This window comes from Nostoc sp. DedQUE07, assembly GCF_034530975.2.
In the GTDB taxonomy this organism is placed as follows: Bacteria; Cyanobacteriota; Cyanobacteriia; order Cyanobacteriales; family Nostocaceae; genus Nostoc.
The window spans coordinates 82,626-103,359 of record NZ_JAVRCC020000023.1 but is presented as its reverse complement, the minus strand read 5'-3'; the positions used below and the strand labels follow the sequence as shown (position 1 = coordinate 103,359).

14 protein-coding genes and 2 pseudogenes are annotated in these 20,734 nt (G+C 41.1%); 9 read left to right on the top strand and 7 right to left on the bottom strand.

The annotated features are described in order from the left end of the window. The first annotated feature begins 427 nt into the window (after positions 1-427). The 3 genes from RMZ95_RS18610 to RMZ95_RS18600 are packed head-to-tail and all read left to right on the top strand — an operon-like array spanning position 428 to position 5,940. A complete protein-coding gene (locus tag RMZ95_RS18610) occupies positions 428-919 on the top strand; it encodes a DUF262 domain-containing protein (RefSeq protein WP_409883134.1) in 492 nt (163 codons plus the stop codon). Between the two features lie 51 nt (positions 920-970). Continuing rightward, on the top strand, positions 971-4,402 hold the full coding sequence (locus RMZ95_RS18605; protein ID WP_409883131.1) for an AAA domain-containing protein: 3,432 nt from the start codon (positions 971-973) through the stop codon (positions 4,400-4,402). Beyond that, positions 4,399-5,940: a hypothetical protein gene (locus RMZ95_RS18600; protein WP_409883129.1), complete on the top strand. Its 1,542-nt coding sequence runs from the start codon at positions 4,399-4,401 to the stop codon at positions 5,938-5,940. The genes RMZ95_RS18605 and RMZ95_RS18600 overlap by 4 nt, the downstream gene beginning before the upstream one ends. 424 nt (positions 5,941-6,364) lie before the next feature. Here RMZ95_RS18600 and RMZ95_RS18595 read toward each other — a convergent pair. After that, positions 6,365-6,616, bottom strand: a pseudogene (locus RMZ95_RS18595) (transposase); the annotation flags it as partial. Positions 6,617-6,724: 108 nt separating this feature from the next. On the opposite strand from RMZ95_RS18595, the gene qatD reads away from it, so the two are divergent. Further along, entirely contained in the window at positions 6,725-7,486 is a 762-nt protein-coding gene (qatD, locus tag RMZ95_RS18590) for a Qat anti-phage system TatD family nuclease QatD (RefSeq protein ID WP_409883127.1), read from the top strand. 27 nt (positions 7,487-7,513) lie between these two features. Here qatD and qatC read toward each other — a convergent pair whose 3' ends face one another. The 5 genes from qatC to RMZ95_RS18565 all read right to left on the bottom strand — a co-directional run bounded on the left by qatC (position 7,514) and on the right by RMZ95_RS18565 (position 15,518). Continuing rightward, on the bottom strand, positions 7,514-8,824 hold the full coding sequence (gene qatC, locus RMZ95_RS18585; protein ID WP_409883125.1) for a Qat anti-phage system QueC-like protein QatC: 1,311 nt from the start codon (positions 8,822-8,824) through the stop codon (positions 7,514-7,516). Further along, a complete protein-coding gene (gene qatB / locus RMZ95_RS18580; protein ID WP_409883122.1) occupies positions 8,825-9,502 on the bottom strand; it encodes a Qat anti-phage system associated protein QatB in 678 nt (225 codons plus the stop codon). Between the two features lie 167 nt (positions 9,503-9,669). Further along, positions 9,670-11,709 carry a P-loop NTPase fold protein gene (locus RMZ95_RS18575; protein ID WP_409883119.1) on the bottom strand — a complete coding sequence of 680 codons (2,040 nt, stop codon included), beginning with the start codon at positions 11,707-11,709 and terminating at the stop codon, positions 9,670-9,672. 1,680 nt (positions 11,710-13,389) lie between these two features. Next, the gene (locus RMZ95_RS18570; protein WP_409883117.1) at positions 13,390-14,115 is read right to left on the bottom strand and encodes a hypothetical protein; all 726 of its coding nucleotides are present in this window, start codon (positions 14,113-14,115) and stop codon (positions 13,390-13,392) included. Between the two features lie 263 nt (positions 14,116-14,378). Beyond that, entirely contained in the window at positions 14,379-15,518 is a 1,140-nt protein-coding gene (locus RMZ95_RS18565) for a tyrosine-type recombinase/integrase (RefSeq protein WP_409883115.1), read from the bottom strand. Positions 15,519-15,730: 212 nt separating this feature from the next. Between RMZ95_RS18565 and RMZ95_RS18560 the strand changes: the two are divergent. Beyond that, positions 15,731-16,647 (top strand): annotated as a pseudogene (locus tag RMZ95_RS18560) (transposase); the annotation flags it as partial. A 229-nt stretch (positions 16,648-16,876) separates the two neighbouring features. Here RMZ95_RS18560 and RMZ95_RS18555 read toward each other — a convergent pair. After that, a complete protein-coding gene (locus tag RMZ95_RS18555) occupies positions 16,877-17,161 on the bottom strand; it encodes a hypothetical protein (RefSeq protein ID WP_409883113.1) in 285 nt (94 codons plus the stop codon). Positions 17,162-17,416: 255 nt separating this feature from the next. Between RMZ95_RS18555 and RMZ95_RS18550 the strand changes: the two genes are divergently transcribed. The 4 genes from RMZ95_RS18550 to RMZ95_RS18535 are packed head-to-tail and all read left to right on the top strand — an operon-like array spanning position 17,417 to position 20,712. Then, complete coding sequence (locus RMZ95_RS18550) at positions 17,417-18,553, top strand: hypothetical protein (protein WP_409883111.1); 1,137 nt, start codon at positions 17,417-17,419, stop codon at positions 18,551-18,553. A gap of 1 nt (position 18,554) precedes the next feature. After that, positions 18,555-19,130: a 4Fe-4S single cluster domain-containing protein gene (locus RMZ95_RS18545; RefSeq protein ID WP_409883109.1), complete on the top strand. Its 576-nt coding sequence runs from the start codon at positions 18,555-18,557 to the stop codon at positions 19,128-19,130. Continuing rightward, positions 19,127-19,909, top strand: coding sequence for a hypothetical protein (locus RMZ95_RS18540; protein ID WP_409883107.1), 783 nt, complete (start codon positions 19,127-19,129; stop codon positions 19,907-19,909). Before RMZ95_RS18545 ends, RMZ95_RS18540 begins: the two co-directional genes overlap by 4 nt. Continuing rightward, on the top strand, positions 19,906-20,712 hold the full coding sequence (locus RMZ95_RS18535) for a hypothetical protein (protein WP_409883105.1): 807 nt from the start codon (positions 19,906-19,908) through the stop codon (positions 20,710-20,712). The genes RMZ95_RS18540 and RMZ95_RS18535 overlap by 4 nt, the downstream gene beginning before the upstream one ends. The last annotated feature ends 22 nt before the right edge of the window (positions 20,713-20,734 follow it).

Genomic DNA, 20,734 nt, shown 5'->3' with positions numbered 1-20,734 from the left:
TGACCTGCATACTAATTTTTTTCTAGTAGTTTGGTAGCAACTTTGAGTTTTTTTTGTGTGCCTGTGTTAGTAGAAAAGCTAGGCGTAGAAAAAACGATATTAAAAATAGCCAAAAAAGTAGAATTTTAATTTCCATTGCCCGTGGAAGGTAAATGTTTAATTCCACCATGCGGTAAATTGATTACCTCAAGCATCAGAAATTCGCACATTTTATTTTGATGATGATGCAAAGCTAATTTACTCCAAAAATCCTAACCACACGGCTCTAAACATCAATGGCTTTCCCATTAGATTATTTGTAGTAAAAATCAATGTATAAAATTTATATATAAATCCGAAACTTTACTCAAGTTGCTAGTATATAGATTTCTCTATTTTGGTAGAAATATTTATACGGATGCAAGCTGAACATTAACTTGCATCTACAATGGCCAAAATTCTTTTCAAACAAATCACCTATTCGCTTACAAGTCTCATCCATGATATTGAACTTGGTGAGATTGGCTTACCTGATATTCAGCGTCTGTTTGTTTGGGAAGCTGCGAAAGTACGAGATTTGTTTGACTCAATGTATCAAGGCTTTCCAGTAGGTTACTTGTTGTTGTGGGCAACTGACCATCTCACCAATACTCGACATATAGGCACTACCTCCAAACAGGTTAAAACCCCTCGTCTACTGATCGTAGATGGGCAACAACGATTGACTTGCTTATATACTGTATTCAAAGGGCATAAAGTGCTAACCAAGGATTTTAAGGAAGTTCAGATTCAAATTGCCTTTCGCCCTGCGGATGCTAAGTTTGAGGTAGCAGATGCAGCCATTCAGCGAGATCCTGAATATATATTTAATACTTCCCAACTGTGGTCAGATTCTATTGATATTTTTGAGTTCGTAGACCATACCAAGAGATACTTGTGAGTTTTGCTTAGGTAAAGGGAATAATTAGCTTATCAGGTAAAATCTACAACCATGTTGCCTCGTATCATTAATGATCGCTACGCTTTATCTCCCAACCTGCGCTCTGGTGGTATGGCGGATGTCTACCAAGCCATTGACATGAAAGAAGGATTGCGACAGGTAGCAGTCAAAGTTTTCAAACATGGGCAGATTGAAGTAGACATCTTAGTTGAATCCTTCCGACGCGAAACTCAGGCACTCAGGGAGTTAAAGCATCCCAGCATTGTCGAGCTTTTTGATTCAGGACGAGATAAACAGACTGGAGAATATTTCTTGGTCTTGGAGTGGATGGAGAGAGATTTAGCGGTACTGCTAAAAGAAACTCCATTAGAAGGATGGGATTCTTATTGGGAGAGGTTAGCTCTTCCAATACTAAATGCACTTGCATTTTCTCACGAACGTAAATACGTTCATCGGGATCTCAAACCAAACAATATTCTAATTAGTAGTGATGGCAGGTTGAAACTGGCTGATTTTGGAATTTCCAAACTCAGGGGTTATTTTCGCCCAACTGTAACGTTAAGGGAATTTGTCTCTCGTCCCTTTACACCTCAAGAAGAAGATGACGGTTCTTACCCTTATACCCGTGATGTATTTAGTTTTGGGGTAATGACGCTGAAATGCTTGACTGAGGTTGATCTCGATTACAGTAGCTTTTCGAGTGCGATCGCTGCCCTTGATGCTCCCCCTGAAATCATCGAAATTATCGAACGTGCTGTCTCGAACGATCCTGCTGAACGGCAACCAAACGCAGAAGTATTATTAGCAGAGTTAGAAGCAATTCAGCAGAAGCGATCGCGCAAGCAAACAACTCGAAAATACTCCTGTTATCTCCAACTGACTCGTAATGCTGTAAGAAACCTTGAGAATGAGCTTCAGTTACCAGAGACGGAAATTCAGAAGGTTCTACTTGAGGACTTAAATGCTGGATGTGGCATTGCTAAGAAGTCAAGCAGTGGCACAAATGGACAATCTGCTGATAATCATTATTCAATTTTTGGCTTCTCTTACCGCTATTTAGTTGCAGCAGAGCAAGATTGTCTAGTTATAATCAATGCTCAAAGCTTTTCTAGTGTTGTCCTAGAACAAAACCGGGAACGATCCTGGCAACTGCCTTATGAATTCAAATTTGGAAAACCAATCGTTAAATGGGAAGCTGAGGATGTCATTAGAGAACTTCAACTGGGGGTTGAAGAGCATGAGGCAAATTTAAGGCAATCACGAGCGGAAGAGGAAAAACAACGTATCTTTCGAGTGTGGTGGGACATTCTCAGGGCGAAGACACACTGGGAACAGAAGCGAGAAGAGCCGATTAAATACACAAGTGCTAGACCTGATGGCAGTCGTGTCATTTTTCAAATCAGTGAATTACCAGAGTCAGACATTACCGGACAACCACGCCATGTGACACGTTCCAACGGATTTAGCATTTTGGGTGGAGACGTAGTGGAAGTGGTTGATGACAAACTGGTTTTGTACGTAAAATACGGCGAACCAGATCGCTTACCTCAAGCAGGGGAACTGCGATTTGATACTCGCTTGGCTGAAATTGCCCTGAACCGCCAGAAAAATGCTCTAGATGCAATTCGGTATGATCGTGCTGTTCGCTCTGACTTACGAGAGTTACTAGCCAATCCTCAAGAAATTCAGGCCCCTGCCTTAGATATTGAGATTAAATTCATCCAATTTTTGAATGAATCTCAGAAGGAAGTTGTAAAAGCGGCCCTGTCAACACAAGACTTTCTGTTAGTTCAAGGGCCACCAGGGACGGGTAAAACAACGTTTATTACAGAAGTCATCCTGCAAACCCTTCAGCAGAACCCTGAAGCAAGAATTCTACTTAGTTCTCAAACCCATGTTGCACTCGATAACGCATTGGAAAGGATTCAAGAAAAAAACTCCAACTTGAAGCTGATTCGCATTGGCAATCATGAGCGGGTATCAGAAGGTGTTTACTCGTTGCTTTTAGAAGAACAAATGGCAAAGTGGCGGGAAAATGCGATCGCCCAAGGGCAACAGTTCCTTGCTAATTGGTCTGCACGTAGCGGAATTTCTCAGCAGGATTTGGAGAAAGCTGTTCTATTTCAAGAGTTGAAAAATGTTGCCTTGAACCTAGAGTCTCTAAGAGTAGAACTGGCAAGCCGTAAGCAGGAGAGGGAAGATAATTTTTCTGCACTCAATGATGAAGGAAAACCCAAATCTCGACGACAGCGAAATGTACCAACGGACAGGGTGGAGGAGTTTCAACGATTAGAAGAGGAAATCGAACAACTAGAGAAACAGGCGAAGGCTGCACGGGATGAGCAGAAACACAAAGCAAAACGTCTTCAAGAAATTACACGCATCAAAACTATTGATGAATTGCTAAGACTATCAGCTGAAGAATTAGAGCAGAGGAGCAAGAGCTTGATTGATCCCAACTCACCTAATGCAAAAATCCTCCAACAGCTGATTAGTCTCCAAACACAATGGTTCGAGCAGTTTGGGCGCAATGAACGATTTAATGCACCTTTGATCAAGCGATCGCAAGTCGTTGCGGGAACTTGTATTGGCATCTCTAGAGAAATTTCTGACATTGAATTTGATCTATGCATTGTTGATGAGGCTTCTAAAGCAACCGCGACTGAAGTTTTAGTACCAATGGCGCGTTCAAAAAAATGGATACTGGTAGGCGATCCCAAACAACTACCACCGTTTCAAGATGAAGCCAGCCGAAATTCCGAATTTTTGGAAGAGTATGAATTGGCATCAGGGGACATTCAAGAAACCCTGTTTGATCGCTTGTTAAGAACTTTGCCGGATGCTTGCCGTAAGATGCTGGCAATTCAGCATCGAATGGTTGAGCCGATAGGAAAGTTGATTAGCACCTGCTTTTATGAAGGTCAGTTGGGTAGTAATGGGCCTGCAATAGATAAAACTTTGAGTCAGGTTTTGCAACGACCTGTCACATGGTTGACTACCTCAAAGCTAAAAAATAGCCGCGAACAAGTCCTTAAGTCTAGCTTTAATAACTCCTGTGAAGTCAGAGTTATTGTTCAGTGGCTTAAACAACTTAACCGAGTTGCAGAAGAAGCTCAAAAACATTACACTGTAGCAGTTTTGAGCGGGTATGCAGCCCAACTGAAATTGCTCAATCGCGGCTTGGATGCAGAACAAAGTAGCCTAAAAGCTTTGACAATCGAGTGCAATACTGTTGATGCCTTTCAAGGGCGGGAAGCAGATATCGTTGTTTACTCAGTGACTCGATCCAACAAAGATGGCAAAATTGGATTTCTCAAAGATGAAGCCAGACTAAATGTGGCGCTATCTAGAGGACGGGTTGGTTTGCTGATTGTTGGCGATCATCAATTTTGTCGAGCATTAAGTCACAGCCCTCTACATAGTGTCCTGTACTACATTGAACAACACCCAGAAGATTGTATTCAGACGGAGCCAAACTTATGACCTGGGAAGAATTTACGTCGTCTTTACATCTAGAAGACCTGCGTCGCTATGATAATCGTTCCGGGTTTGACCTGGTTTGCTGCCAGGAAGTTGGGCTGCCCGTCTACAAAATTACTGTTGAAGCTCTGACTCAGGTTCGTAAACCAATTCCGCCGATTGAGGAGTACGTTCTGAAGGCGATTAATGTTGGTCTTTCATCCGAAGAAGAAATTGCCGGATTTTTGGGTTTGGAATTACTAACGAGCCGAGAAGCAATGGTCAATCTACGGGTGAGTGAAGACATTGATCTAATTGCTCCTGATGTTTCACAATTTCAGGTATGGAAGCTAACGAAAAAGGGAGATAAAACTTTACAAGAAGCCAGAATTATTGTGCCAGAAGAACGAACTTTCGATATTAACTTTGATGGACTTTTGAGAATCCCGCGCTGGTATGGTCAATTAAACTCACGCTTGCTCAAGGCAAAAGATTTGCGCGACTTTAGCATTGTTGAAATTGAGCCTTCACCAAAACGTCCTCCAGAATTGTCCGACCTCAAGTTGAAGGATGTTGACGAAATTATTCAGCAGATTGAGAAGGATGGTAAAGCCAGAGTTCGTCAGGAGCGAGATTTACTGGCTTTGAAGGCGATTGATCGGAGACAACGCTTTTTTCAACCAGCTACTGCACTGGTCTTTAAAGCAAAAGAGAGTGATGAGATTCAGGTGGCATTTGTCATTGATGGTATTGTTTCCAGCGAACATGAGGCTGCCTTTGCTCGTGCGGATGGGGTAAAGAAACTCCGAATTGCTGAGACACTAAGTCAGAGTGAACCGCGAAAGCTGGCTGAAGAGATACTAGGGCGTGAGTTTGTCGCTCAGTCACCTGTTGACGAGATTGCAATTCTTAAAAAAGAGACGACTGCGGCTCAAGCCAAAATTCAAGCTCAGATTGAAACAACTCAGGAAAAGATTGAGCAGGCAGAGGACGATGAAGAGAAACAAGCGCTTTATCAACAACTTCAAGATGCGTTAAAACAAATTGAGCAGCTTCAATTTCAACTCGATTCTGTGCTGGCAACAGTACCGATGCGCTGGTTAGATATGTACGAACATCGCCCCTTGCTAGAGCAAGCCCTTAAGGATAGCCTGGAACGCCTGATGATCATCTCACCTTGGATTCGGGCTAACTCGGTCAACCGTTGGTTTCTCCAGCAATTTGAGAATTTGCTAAAACGAGGAGTGCAAGTTTTCATCGGGTATGGGTTAGGTGAGAAGGACGAAAAGCGCAGTTCAGCAGATATTCAAGCTGAGAAGAATCTGCAAAAGCTGGCAAGCCAATATTCCAAGACCTTTACACTTAAACGACTTGGAGATACTCACGCCAAAATCCTCATTTCAGACACCAAATTTGCGGTTACTACCAGCTTTAACTGGTTATCTTTCAAAGGGGAGCGCGATCGCACCTTCCGCGACGAGCGAGGGACGCTGGTTTCTGACTCGCACAAGATTGACGAGTTGTTTGATAAGCTGCTGAAGCGATTGACCGACGAATCATAGTGTAGCTTGAATTTCAGACAGTAATATGGGAATTTATGGATGGGTGATGGATACCATGCAATGCAAGGGAAAGCAAAGTATGATTGATTTACTCAAAGAGAATTTAAAGCACTTTGAGGAGTATAAAGACTGCATTATAAAAGTGTGGCGTAATAATAACGTCATAATCAATTTAGTTATAGGTATAAATATAAAATTTAATAGATAGAACTAAGTTAAAGGGCAGTTGCATTTTATTTTTTAATGTTTCAGCATTGGCTAACGAGCGCCATAAATCGCGCTCTTATGATTGTAGGATACTCCCTAAGCTACATTAATTACGACAATCTACACCAGACACACTTTTGGTGATCCTGTTCGAGGATGCTCCCAGTTGAGCGATCGCAAAAATACAGTTTACTTTTCACCCTCACTTGCCCGCGCTTTATCTAGCCAGCAAGAACCGTCGCTCAAGTAAATTTATCCTGGCACGACCGTACATTTGTCGTTTCAACATCTTCAATCGGTTGATGTGACCTTCAACAGGGCCATTGCTCACTGAAAGCGTTACACCCGCCTTGACAGCATCATAGTCTTCACGCAAACTTTTAGCAAAGTTGCGAAAAGGAGAAAGAATGCTATTGTCAGCCTGTGCCAGCCAAAGATCAAGTTGTTCAGGTTGTCGAGTACGCACCAGTTGGCATAGATGAGTCAAGGCGCAGCGATCGCCTCCGGTGAGGCGTAGCCCATCGATATAACCCTTTTTTGTCTATTTATAACTTTCAGCTTATACAGTTGCCTATTTATGACAGATTCATCAATTAATTCTGCTGATTTGGTTGACTTTCATTGTCACTTAGATTTGTATCCTAACTACTTGGAAGTTATCAGAGAATGTGAAGATTTACGCATTAAAACGCTCACAGTAACAAATGCTCCTTGTGTTTGGACTCAAAATAAAATGTTCCTTAAAGATTGTCAACATATTCGTGCAGCTTTAGGATTACATCCTCAACTAGCTCATGTACGAGCAGAAGAAATAAATTTGTTTGAGAAATACTTACCGGAAACTCGGTATGTAGGCGAGGTAGGACTAGATGGTTCTTCTGACTTCGTTAATACGTTGGAGATTCAACGTAAAGTCTTTCAGAAAATTTTGGAACTGTGTTCTTCTGCTCAAGGGAAAATATTAACAGTTCATAGCCGTCGAGCCACCCGCGAAGTTATTGAAATGATCGAAAACTATCTTCCCGCAGATAAAGGGCGTGTAGTTCTCCATTGGTTTACAGGTTCCTCAAAAGAAGCGTTAAGGGCAGTTGAAGCGGGATGCTACTTTTCTGTAAACATTAAGATGCTTGAATCTCCCCGTAGAAGAGCATTAGTAGAGTTACTACCAAAGGAACGAATTCTTACCGAGTCTGATGGCCCATTTATAAAGTTAGGTAAATCTGTAATGTATCCCAGGGATATATGCAATTTGATTCAGAAATTAGCTGAACTCTGGTCAATTGATGAGAAAGCCGTTTTAAGAGCTATTAAAAATAATTTAAAACTTCTTTTATCATAGTAAACAATTTATTTTTATGACTTTTAACTACAAAGAAAAGAAATGGCGAACCTCTTCCATCCCTCGTAAATACACATCAGCATAATTCTTAACATCATCTGGTGGTAATGGGCCAGAACTTAAAACATTGAAAAGCGCACTATGAGGCTTGGCATATTGAAGTCTCTCTATTGCCATTTGAAAAGCTCGAAAGTCCCGCCCCATCTTACTATCAAAAGCAGGTGGATTTTTTAAAATGTCAACGGAATACATGCAATTATCTAGCTGTACGGAAGCTAAAGCAGCACGTCTAATAATACATGGAACACAATAGCCACAATGATTACTAGGACTGCCCTGCCGAAAACGGCCAGCTTCAGGATGTGAACACGACATACTTAAGTTTGCTGTGCTTTCTAGCACTGCCTTATTTTTTACATTTGCAAGCATTTCTCCCTTTGTAAAAAATTTATAAGGCAGTTCTATAGATGTAACTAATCCAAGGCTTGAAAGTATTTTTTGGTATAACGAAAGAAAATGTGGGTGTGTAGTGCGGGTACTGAGGCTTCCTATACGAGAATGTGTGAGTGGTACATTGAGAGAAATCAGTCCATTTTCAGCTACGACAAGTGGTTTTTGACCTGGAAAAAGATTAGCTACTAGTGTACCTAATACAAGGAATAAGATAGACCTAGAACGCATTGATGGCTCTCCCTTGCCACTTCCTCTTTTTGGGGGCTGCACATAAAATAGAAATGGTGTAATACGCTTACCATAGGTGGCTTGAAGTTTACTGAGTAATAATTGTTGTATGGATCTGGTAATACCAGCACCGTAATGACCTACAAGTGCAACATCTTTGCCTTCTTCAAGCAGATCGATCGCACCAATTAATGAATCAAGCCCGCCAGAGAAAAGACTTACTGTATCTACATTTGAGGAATTTCCTCCTATTCCTTCCCAGTTATCCAACTGCTGTCTTTGTCTTAGTCGAAATTGCCAGCTATCACCTGTGAGAAAATTAAGCATCTCTTCCAAATGAGGAAGAGTTTGTGTCCAGCGATCCTGATTCAGAACTGGTATGTGGATTATAAAATCTCGTGTCCAGCGGTCTTCGCTTAAATTACGTTGAATTTTCAAATCTGCTGTATATATAGCAATTCCTAAGTTTAATAAGTCAACAACTTCAGAGGAAGGTGCTATAAATGCTTTATCTAAAATTTCGGTGAGTAGGTTATTCTTTATTAAGAAAGGGCTACCAGGATTATCAATCGAAGTGAAGATTCTTGGCTCATTTGTTGGGATATTAGGTGTGTATTGATCTAAAGATCCAACTCGAACAATAACGTTCCAACTCACTCAAGCCTCCTCAAGAATACTATAGGCTTCAACAAATATCTTTTCGATAAATTGCTGACCTGATGAACCGTTCCAATCCATAGTGAGCACGTCTACTCCTTGCATATCAAATCGCACGCATTCACGTATATATTCTTTCATATCTCTCTCAAGACGAATTGCATCCTTAATTGAAACAGCTTTGCTCTCAAGTACAATTTCAAGCTCCCCAAGCCAACGATTGTAAATATAGCTACTCACTACTGTTTCAATGGCTTTTCCCACTTCTTGAGCACCCATTTGATCAAGCTTAGTGATATCACCACCATCTAAGACATACTGCTGATATAAGTTTTCAAGAGCTTCATTGACAGCCTTTCTTGCAATCGCTTCTTCCCTCGAAGAACCTACAGGTGCAAGAGCATTTGAAATTGCTGCAAAGACTGTTTCAGCATCTTTCCCTACAAATGTTGACAGTCCAAGACTTTCAAGTGCTCCGTTAATTCCTCGATTTCCAACATTCGTGAGAAATTGACCTATAGCTGCTGTGGTAGAGCGACCAGTTCGAGAAGTTTTTGCTGCTTTTCTTGCTCCTCCTAATGCACGCACATAATTGCGCCCTGGCTTTGCAAAAACGCTTCTCCCGCCTCCACTCGATACCGCTTTTCCAAGGCTTGTCTTGCTTGAACGCCAATTCATACTTCCTTCTACAGGAGGCACTGATGGTAATTCAACCGGAGAATTCGGCGATTCCTGTGTTAACTCCTCACTACCTGGCTCAGGGAAAGCCCATGATGGTAGTAGCGGAGTCCTATCTTTTGGCCCTTCGTAGGACTTTGAAGTTCCCACTCTGCGTTCTTACCTGATTACAAATCTTTTAAACGTTTTATCGCTTTCGTTGCAGCAGCTTTAAGTTGTGTTGAAGTTGCACTAGTTGACCACTTCGTTAAAAGTTCTAAGGTTGGATTAATTTCTCCATTTTCTTTCGCTAGGTTTGCAATTTTAAAAACAATCGAAATTGGTAAATTTCCATCGGGAATTCCATTAAGAAGAGCGATAAACTGGCTGAATAATTCAGGACGAACGGCTACTAAATCGTTAAGTCGATTCAAAGCAGACTTTTCATCTCCTAAGTCTTCTTCTTCCCTAACCCTTTCACTAATAGCTTGAAACACAGCAGAAGCATCTCCTGGACTCATTTCTGTTGCCTTTTTAAAGGCAATATTTCGTGCTGCTTCGCTCTCTTGAAAAAGCTCTTTAAGCATCTCTTGCGCTTGGGGAGTCATGCGTTGTAACGCACCACCAAGTGATCCTTGAAGTATATCGCGGGAGAAAAAGAAGTAGGGTCTAAGATCCTCATCTGCCAACGGGGGATTACTTTTAAGCCAATCGGTAAACCAATTATCTGATAGCCACGTTGAAATTGATGATGTTGATGCCTCAGAAGAAAGAGGAGATGGATTAGGTTTAGCACTAGAGGATTTTTTAATATCATCACTTGTAGCTTTACCTTTAGATGCTATTTTGCTCTTATCGCTAGTTTCTGTTTCATCTTTATCATCGCCAGTTTGTCCATTAGAAGTAGTAGTATTTGCAGAATTTTTCGGTGCATTGTTCTGTTCAGCTATCGCAAGTTCTTTAGGCTGACCTTGTTGTGCTGCTTGAAGTTCAGCCAAACGTTTGAAAAATTCTGGTTTAAAGTACTCTAAAAGCATCAGCTTCGCCAAAACACGCTGCTTCATCTCAACTTTTTTAGCCTTTGCCATTTCCAAACGCATCATCAGTGTGTTGAGAAATCGCTTACACTGCCTTGGATTACCGTTTAAACCGACCGCTAAAACCGGAGCAATACGTTGAGCTATGTTCAAATCTTCCGCTAGTTCTGGAGGAATTTCATCATTTAGAATGCTCTTAGCAATACCATAATTAAAACGAACATCGAGAAAAGAACCTGCACTAGAACTAGTAATATACTCTTGAGCTTTCTTAAAAGCGTCTGAAGTCGGACTGGTTGTTTTTGCGAAAAAAAGGAGATTTATATATGTCTCCAATTCAGATCGGCCAAGTGAAGGAACACGAACAGCAAATTGAACGAGCTTCTCAAGGTAATCTCGGCCAACTTCTGCTCGCTCGCCTGGTAACTCAGGAAAACGTCGCCGGACAGCATATTTCACTAAACGCTCATCAGCACCTAAGATGAAAGCTGTGTGGGGTACAAACAAGAAGAGCTTAATTGCCTCCAGTGTTTCAATGATCGTATCGGGCATACAGCGATCAAGATCATCAATGATCACCACAAGAGTTTTAAGTTTTGTTTCTTTCAGCAGTTTTTCAAAGTCTTTTCGGAATTCACGAATACCACGTCGCAAATTTTGACTAGCGTCTTCTTTAAGAAACTTATCTAATTCTGCATCTTCTAATTTAACTTCTTTAACTTTGTCACCTAGCTCACTTGCGAGTGTTGCGATATCACTGGCACTACTCAGTCCCAAAGCAGGCAATCCTCCAACTGCATAAGCCAATGTTCCTTTCAAACCCATTTTGCCAGTTCTGGTGACAACCTCCATTACATTAATACGTTTAAATAATTTAACAATCAGATGTTTTGCCGCAGGAACAAGTGTCCTCTTACTGGCAATTTCATCAAGGATCGTCCCCATCAGCGCAGTTTTGGCATCCTCGTAGCCCTCAAAAAGCCAGCCGTTGAATGAAAGTACCAACACATCCTTATCAGTCTCTAATACAGCCTGAGTTCTTTTCAGAAGGCTGGACTTTCCGCTTCCCCAGTCTCCGTATACTCCGATTGTCGCAGGTAACAGAGATTCATTACGTATAATTGATGTAATAACGGTTACGAGATGATCAAACCCTAGTAAATCAACTTCAGACTCATTATCAGACCACATTACTGTTCTTTACTCTAAAAACTTAATAATTGAAGAATTCCTACTACAGTAACATTTATAACGAAATTCCAAGAATTTACCAAGTATGTATTAGATACATTTGAATTTTTGAGGGTTTGAAGACATCAAGCTCAAATATAGATTTGAATCAATGATTTTGAAAGTTTATAAGTTATTTACTGGTGATAATTGATGCAAGAAAGCAATAAAACTAAGAAAAACTTTGATTACCAAGCTAAAATACTTTATTAATAAGGGTTTGGGATAGGTGCGACCTCGCAGATGTGTTTGGTCGTGGCTAAAAAGGACTTCCGCCTAGATTGTAATGCCTATGGGCATTAAAAAGTGCAGCGCACAGATGGTTACAGCTAGTCCGAGCAAAGGGAAAATTAGAAAGTTTACAAGCTCGTATATTGGAAATTCCCAAATATATAGTGTCAAGGTAATGATCTAGGTAAAATAGCTCAAACACTGTGCTGGCAGAAGTTTTGCTTTACCTAGATCATTACCTTGATAAAAACCTGAGCTATATGGCATAAGTAGCCATACCCTGGTGATGAGCTACACTTCGGCGTAGGCGTTCACCTGAAGGATTTCGTTTTTGTGATTATTAAGTTAACGCCCGCAAACCCCTACCCCCCTTGTATCCCGACTAGATCGCTTAACCTTTATTTGTCGAAATCAAACTCATCAAATGGAGTGATAATCGACAGCGATGATCACACATCAGGCAAGACAAATTAATTTATGTCCCTCGATTAATCAACCTCATTACAAACATCCGTCAGAAAATCAGATAGTTACTAATATATGAAGTAATGACAAATAATAATTGTGACTGTTAACATACCCAGAACTAATCAACGAGCATTCTGATTTGCAACTAGTACAGCACGGCGGAAATAAACCTACTATTATGAACCTTGAAAAAATCTCGGTTTGTAGCCTTAGAAAATGGTAGGCGTATTTACGCCACACGGTACTAGATATGTCCATTAAAGAATTATTTGTCAATTTTAAGTAATTAGTGTCAAGCCGTATAAGAGGCTAAAATTCTTATAAATACAGGAGTTCACAGTCTTTTATTGTTTTTGTATTCATTGAAAGTTTTTAAATAATTAAATGCTTTTTCTCTAAAAACTAACCAGATAGAACTTAAATAATTAAATGCCTTTTTTTTAGAAGTCTGAATAGACTACTGACTTTTAGCGTTATCTCATAGAGCGATCAGCTACGCTCTTGCGGTTACGCCATCGCTTAGTATAAGTCTAAGCCAAATTATGGTTAAGACGCTTGCTATTTAAGCATTTTACGATTTAACTGAAAAATTCGAGTAGATAATGAAGCTCGTTTTTATGAGTGAAGGTGACAGTAATTGTTTAAAACTGGAATTTGAGGAGCTAGAGCATAACTCTAACTGCACAAGACCCAAAAAACCGAGTGGCTTGACAGTAATTGTTTAAAACTGACAAATAATTCTTTAATGGACAGGTGAGGCAGAAAGCGATCGCCTAACTATCTCCTAAGTACAAAAGAATATTTATTACGCTTTCAATAATATTAATATTTAAAGCTGCTATTTTTTTGAGCAGGAAAATTCTAGCACTTGTGAGAGAAATTAAACTGGTGTTATGCCAAAAATCAACAAGTGTGTAGGCGTATTTAAAATTAATAAAAATACTAACTTACCGAATGATATGAACCCGTATTTTCGTTAAATTCCCATCCCATACCCGATTTATCCTTCCCCTTGCACCATGCCACAAAAAGCGGTGGGTGCAGCTTATTTCGCTGCTCGCGTATAGTTTCTACACTTACACCAAGTCTTGAAGCTAAACCTTCTTCGGTTAATGGTTGCATTCGGGGAGTATGCACTTTGAAGTATGAATTGTTGTTGTACGATTTATTGCCCCGCCTCGGTTGGTTGTTGAGATGATTTTGAATTTTAATAATCGCCTCGGTAAACTGTGTCATTCGGGCTGTTATCCCCTCAATTTTTTCTGATAAATCGGCGAGATTATGGATTGCTCCGGTTTCGTTGCTAGATTCACTTGAAAACTGTGACTCGAGCTTATCAAGTCGTGAGCAAATAGCTAATATCGTTTCATTCGTAAGACTGGGGTTACTATTGTTACCAGCAACCAAGTACTCCTCAACACTTGCCTTAATCTTAGAGTCGAGGCGTTTATCTAAATCATTGCCACCAATTGCATCAAGGTTATCTATATCATCTAGGTAGAGTTCGATAAATTGGGTCAGCGTGGCTGTTGCCGTCGTCCCTTTCGACTTACAACGGGCGATAAACTGCTCCCACATCTTTTGGTCGCAGTTAAAAGATGCCAGTTTCTTGTTTTTCCCTGTTTGGCTCATGTCTAGGTAATGTCTAGGTAAATCTGGACTGGACACGACTGAGTGAGCGTGTCATCCATCTTGATAACTACCTTGACAGTATCATTTTCGAGCGCATGAGTGCGCCCGCTTTCTTGCGATGGTCTCCGACCGACCGGAGGTCATCGCCTCTACCAAAAAGCAGTCAGATTACTACTGTCTGCAACAGTTAGTTAGCCACTGTTGGAGTTGTTCAGGAGTCGTTGGCGCACAATTTGAGCAAAGCCTGTTATCGCTTTTGTACCCAAATCAGGGGGTGACTTCCTGGCTAACGCATCCATTTAGTCAATCATATCTGCCAATAAATTTGTCATCTCTGACTGACCTTTTTTACGGTTATCGTCATACTGGATCAGCACATCTAGCTTGACATGACGGCTGACTTTTTGCGTCTTTCGCACATCTCCTTCTGTTGCTTCTAAAAGAGTTGTAATCCCACTATGGCGAATGCGGTGCGGTGACATTAACTTTTTCACACCAGCTACATCAAAATAATTGACCACAATTTTACGGATGCCGTCCCCAGTGAGGCGATGCCCTTTGCTGCGGTTATCAAGGGCGATAAATAAAGGTGAGGAGGCGGTAATATTACCCCGAACTTGCAACCAATCACAGATAGCATTAACTGTTGCTACTGACAGTTTTACCCATTCATCATTCGTACCTTGCCCTTTTCCCAAAATCCGCAATCTGCTTTCGTGTGGGTCGAAGTCTTTTATATTTAATTGACTCACCTCATTGCGTCGCAGTAAATTTTCCCACAACAGCCGCAATAGCGCATAATCTCTTTGGCCGTGAACAGTTGAGCGCTCAATTAGCTGGATTACACTGTTGATGCTTTGAGCATCCACCCCGGTAGTATCTCGATACGCTTTTACCTTTTCCAACTCTACATCTTCTAGCGTGTAGCTGCACACACCTAACTTGCGGGCAAACTTCACCAACGATTTAATGCTGCTGAGGCGACGGTTGACCGTTGCTTCCTTCAACCCAATAGCCAGTAGCTTGGCCTTATATTTCAGCACCACCGCCACCGCCCGTTTCTCGGTCAGGTGCAGAAATTCCAACACGCTGTCAACATTTGGCTCAATACCAGTCATCGCCACAAAAAATTTCCGCAAATCTTTCTGGTATTCGCGCCGGGTGCTGGGTGCGCGAATATTGGCGAGCATCAAAGCAATGACATCCTGTTCATCCTCTGTTGCGGCAAAATACCGCTCAATTGGGGCTTTGAGAGATTTTTTTAATGACTCTACCGCATCATCAAATCCGGTATCATCGTTTGCTTTTGGGGATGCCCGTCTGGGAGAATATGGAGTATCAGACATAGCATTGGGCGCGAAAAGGGTAATTTTCGATATCAAACCTATTCTCTCTCGATTTGCCTGACTACACTCACTTTGGCGCGATAAATCTTCCATTAAACCAACACAATCTGAATGTTGCTAAATATACTGCTATGGTATTAGTGCTATTCGCTTGTTACCCAACGCTTGACTGTACTACGTTATGTATTTTGACTGAATTATTATAGATGCAAAAATTAAACCATCCCAGTGGTTGGAATGGTTTAAGGGAATCAGGACTTACGCAACTGGCACAGCGCGATCACTATTTAATAGTACATAAATACTATGATAAAATTAACCGCTATCTCAAGAATGAAAAGCTAACGCCAAGGTTGCTTTGGGATAATGTTAAAGATATCATCGAAGTGAGTAAGAACGCATATTTAGTTTTTGATGACACAGTAATTGATAAACGATATGCTATAGAAATAGAAACAACTAAACGACAATATAGTGGTAATGAGCATAGAGTCATCCAAGGAATTGGACTAATAAATTGTATATATGTCAATCATGAACTCGGAAAATTTTGGGTGGTTGACTATCGTATTTATGACCCGGACAGAGATGGAAAAACAAAGATAGTTCATGTGACGGAGATGCTGCAAAACCTTGTGTATCACAAAGATTTACCATTTCAAGCCTTGTTGATGGACACTTGGTATGCGACAAATAAATTGATGTTATATATTGATGGGTTAGGAAAATATTATTATTGTCCTTTGAAGCGTAATCGACTTGTTGATGATACAGACAAGCAAGAAGATTATAAAAGAATTGAATTGTTATCTTGGGATAATGAGGAGTTAAAATCAGGTAAAATAGTTAAAATAAAAAAGTTTACCGCCGCCAAAAAAGTGAAACTGTTCCGGGTAACTGTCTCTACCGACAGAACGGATTTTATCGCTACAAACGATTTATTTCAAGATTCAACGTAGTTGTACAACAAGTGTGTAAGGTTCGATGGAAAGTTGAGGAGTTTCACCGAGAATTAAAACAATTGACTGGCATTGAATCATGCCAATGCCGTAAGGATCGTATTCAAAGAAATCATATTGCCTGTGCTATTTTAGTCTGGCTTAGACTCAAAGATTTAGCTTATCAAACTGGTCAAACTATCTATCAAATTAAGCATGGATTGTTATCAAATTATTTGGTTCAGCAACTAAAACGTCCGGCTGTTCCTATGTTTATTGCGTAGTTGTTTAGGCGCACGGCGCGGTGTAACCGCCCCATTGCTTGTGACAGTTGCGTAAGTCCTGGGAATTATCAATTTTTCTTACTGCTCCTTTTGCTTATAGGAGGCAACCAATTGTTGTTGGCGACAATTCAGGCATTCCTTTTAACTTGATAGTTTCGGCGACTTGGTTGTTATTTTGGCGTAATGAAAAGATAGGATTGCCCGTTAGCTTGATTTGAGCTTGATGCTATTAGAGTTGCGCTTCCAAGATCCGACCTATACTTCTTGGCGATAGTGCTGGCAACCCCTTGCTCTTTGCTTCTTCAGCAACTTGCATATAGTAATGGTGCTTTGAACGACTGGGTTTTCGGTTCTTGCTCCATTCGCTGATTTCGACAATTTTGCTCGCCTCTGCGCTCTTGCACTTCTTAGGTGTGAACGCAGGCAGACCTAATACATCATTTACCTTTGCGATCGCATCTTCCAAGGTTTCCGAGTCCGCGACAAATTGATGCAGAATTGCAGGATGAACCATCTGCATCACAGAGGAAGAGAATATTTCACTTAATGCAAAAGTTTAGTTCGGTCTACTGAAAGTCACAGTTTCCCAATTGGAATTAATTTAATTCACGGATATTACACATAAGCTCTACAATATGAGTAATATCTTTGTCCTTACCTTTGTATTTTCTTAAAAAAGTATTTATTTTTACTTTTTTAAATCTATCTCTAAAAATCTACTTAGAGATGAATTTTTATGAGATAAATTTTTACTTTATGGAGCTGAAAGATGAGTGGAAGCAAAACGTTTACTGTGATGGCAGGGGTTGCAGCCGCACCAGCAGTAGGAGTTTTAGCGGGTTTAGCAGGAGTGGCAACTGCCGCAACATCAGTTGTATCCATGACTGGCAGAGCTTTTGAAGCTTATCAAGAGCGAAGGCGTCGTGAAAAAGAAGCAGCCAAACAACGAGAGCAAGCAATTCAGCAAAAAATAGCTCAGATTCGGGCAGGGACTAGTTCTAGTTCTGGCCCAGCGAGGATTCCTGTTGAGTTACCAGAACACACTGGGGCTTCCCAGATGAATCCAGCCGCCGCAAGTGATGTTCACAGGCGAGTTCAAGGACTGCGATCGCGACTGCCCAATATCAGAGCAGAGTATCAAACCCTGATCAATCAACAACTCCTAAATGCTCAAAATGTCCAACAGGCACTCCAACGGACAGAGGAAGCATTAAATGCCAATGATTTAACGGCAGCGCAAACATATTTACAAGCCTTAGATGACGCTCGGATTCAGGTGATTCAAAAGGTTAGGGCGCAGTGGACAGCCCAAATTGAATATATCCAAGAACGATTAGAGGAATTGCAGATTCGCCTTCCCCAAGCCATCTATCAACAAATACAAACTAACATTGACGAGGTTAGTAACAATTGGCAACAACTATCACAAGCGGATATAGAAACACTGCACCACCTGCTAAATGAAGTTGCAGCTCAGACAGACCAAATTCAAGAAGTAGCAGAGAATCTAGCTGCATCTTGGAGTCAGGCAGGTTATGTAGCCAAGGTTCTACAGATAGATGATGGCGATGTTGTCATTGAAATAGAAACCCATGAGGGCGCAAATACCCAAATGCGAGTCCAGTTTTCTGGGCAGCAGATTGAATTAGAAGGACCCCGCGATCAAGAAGGAGTTGCTTCCTGTGCAGAGCGAACAATGGCAGTGATGCGGCTGTTCCAAGAGCAAGGTTATCAACTGGAGTTCTCCAAATGGAATGGTGAACTAGTTCCAGAAGAGATGCGAAGTTTAGCTCCGGTTGCTCTTCCAGCCTCATCAGACACATCGATAAAAACACCTCAACCCTCTCAATCTCAACCCTCTCAATCTCAGCCATCTCCACGCCGTCTTGAAGGTCAGGGGTATTAAGATGACCGCTCCGAAATTATTAAACGTGGCATCATGGCTTCCTCGTTCCCGCGCCAACGGCCCGAAAACACGAATGGTACTGTGGCTGCAAGGCTGTCCCTTTCGGTGTTCGGGATGTCAAAACCCAGATTATCTGGAATTCCAGATGAATCGCATTGTAACTGTAGAACAAGTGTGGGAAGTATTCCAGCAAATGCCAGATTTAGCAGGAATGTCTTTTTCTGGGGGTGAACCTTTTGCCCAAGCAGTGGCTTTGGCAGAATTAGCCAGTCGCGTACAGGCTGCCGGTAAGACCGTGTTGTGTTGGAGTGGATATCGTTTGGAACAATTGCGATCAAGTCAAATTCCCGGAGCAAAAGACTTTCTCGAACATATTGACCTGTTGATTGATGGGTTGTTTGTGGAGTTACAGGCAGAAAATTTAGTCCTGCGGGGTTCAAAAAACCAGCAGTTACATTTTCTCACAGGCAGAATTACCGAGGAGGATTTGGTCGATATTCCTCGTCAAGAGTGGATGGTGACACCGGAAATGGTGACTTATACAGGATTTCCTATTGAAGTGGATAGTAAGAAATGAGTATTGTGATCGTAGGCGATCGCGCTGTTGGCAAAACTAGCACATTACTAGCCTTAGCCAATCCTAGTGAAAGGCAATATGTGCAAGTCATAGACCCAAACTATGAAAACCTGTCAGAAAATTATATCAACCCAGAAACAGGAGACACTCCTCCAACTAGAGCAGTAGAGCAATTACCTTTATTAATCAACGTAGACTTACCCGGAGGTCAAAAACAAATCCGGGCAGTTTGGATGGATACCCCTGGGGAGTATTGGGAAAACAAAGATTGGCAGACCCAAAATCCCAGTGCCTGGCGCGGCATCAAAGAAACCTTAAATCAAAATTTAGGGGTAATCTTACTGTTACCGCCCCATCGGGATATGGTTCAACCAAGCTTACTAAATAGTGTAGATATTACAACCAACATTAATAAAGATGATTTAATGACTCCCACAGCTTGGGTTAATAGATTAGCCAAATGGCTAGACCTGTTTAGTCAAGATTGCAGTCAAGTTGAACATCTTATGATCTGTCTTCATAAAGCTGATTTGTTTTGTAGCAATATTGCCTTAACTGGAAAGCAGTTTCAATATAAACCAGGAGGCGGGACTCCATTTTACCAATTTAATAAAAATGTTCGTGAGATGTATTTTACTGCTGCTGAAAAAGTAATTCATAACTACCATTTACGCGGAGGTAAACCGATTCAGTTTTTTGTTACTTCTACTAAAAGTCGTTCCTTATTAGAGTTGCCTTGGCTTTACCTTAGCCCTTATATACTATATAGTTCAAAATGACAGAAATCCGTATTATTGGTCCTAGAGGTTCTGGCAAGACAACATATCTTGCTAGTTTAGCTGCTTTTCCTCATAAAGAACTGTTCCCCGGATTAGAAATAATTCCTATTGGGCCAGATGCCGAAAATCTCGCAGGAATGGCAGAAGATATCCTCAAACAAGGTGCGAGGCTACCTCCCACGCGCAAGGGGCAAAGAGCATTTTATAAGTTTCAAATTAAGCTGCCATCATCAGAAAAAATTGAATTAGTTGCTGTTGATTATGCCGGAGAAATATTTGAAGATATTGCCCTTGCCCACAAATGGGACGACGTAGAAAAATACGTTCAAGACTTGTTCCAAGTCCAAGGTTGCATGGTGATGCTAACCGATTGGCAACCAGAACAAGATATGCGTTTATATAAGCCCGTTTTTACTAAATTATGGCAAGAAATGAGTGCCGAAGCTAAAAATCAATCAGCAAAAATTCGATTGAGAATAGCTGTTGTGATGGCTAAATGTGAACGAGGAGAAATTTGGCCTGGTCGGCTTGATGCTGGAGAAGATTTATTTAAAGTTCGCTTACCTCAAACTTATCAATTTCTCACTAGTAAATTTTCACCACAAACCCTAAAATTTTTTGCCTGTTCATCATTTGGTGTATTAGGAGATAAAAACCCCCGCCCAAATCGTTACATTCCTGATGATGGCACTTCATTTGACAACGCTTACTTATTTGAAGCTAGTGTCTGGCAACCCCACGGTTTAATAGCACCCATTTATTGGCTAAGTACAGGCAGAATGTTACGGGATCATCGACTTTAGGCATTTACGAGAGGTAAGTAAG

Coding starts and splice junctions, on each gene's coding strand:
- RMZ95_RS18610 (WP_409883134.1), top strand. CDS start 428: ATGGCCAAAATTCTTTTCAAACAAATCACCTATTCGCTTACAAGTCTC.
- RMZ95_RS18605 (WP_409883131.1), top strand. CDS start 971: ATGTTGCCTCGTATCATTAATGATCGCTACGCTTTATCTCCCAACCTG.
- RMZ95_RS18600 (WP_409883129.1), top strand. CDS start 4,399: ATGACCTGGGAAGAATTTACGTCGTCTTTACATCTAGAAGACCTGCGT.
- qatD (WP_409883127.1), top strand. CDS start 6,725: ATGACAGATTCATCAATTAATTCTGCTGATTTGGTTGACTTTCATTGT.
- qatB (WP_409883122.1), bottom strand. CDS start 9,502: ATGAATTGGCGTTCAAGCAAGACAAGCCTTGGAAAAGCGGTATCGAGT.
- RMZ95_RS18575 (WP_409883119.1), bottom strand. CDS start 11,709: ATGTGGTCTGATAATGAGTCTGAAGTTGATTTACTAGGGTTTGATCAT.
- RMZ95_RS18565 (WP_409883115.1), bottom strand. CDS start 15,518: ATGGAAGATTTATCGCGCCAAAGTGAGTGTAGTCAGGCAAATCGAGAG.
- RMZ95_RS18555 (WP_409883113.1), bottom strand. CDS start 17,161: ATGGTTCATCCTGCAATTCTGCATCAATTTGTCGCGGACTCGGAAACC.
- RMZ95_RS18550 (WP_409883111.1), top strand. CDS start 17,417: ATGAGTGGAAGCAAAACGTTTACTGTGATGGCAGGGGTTGCAGCCGCA.
- RMZ95_RS18545 (WP_409883109.1), top strand. CDS start 18,555: ATGACCGCTCCGAAATTATTAAACGTGGCATCATGGCTTCCTCGTTCC.
- RMZ95_RS18540 (WP_409883107.1), top strand. CDS start 19,127: ATGAGTATTGTGATCGTAGGCGATCGCGCTGTTGGCAAAACTAGCACA.
- RMZ95_RS18535 (WP_409883105.1), top strand. CDS start 19,906: ATGACAGAAATCCGTATTATTGGTCCTAGAGGTTCTGGCAAGACAACA.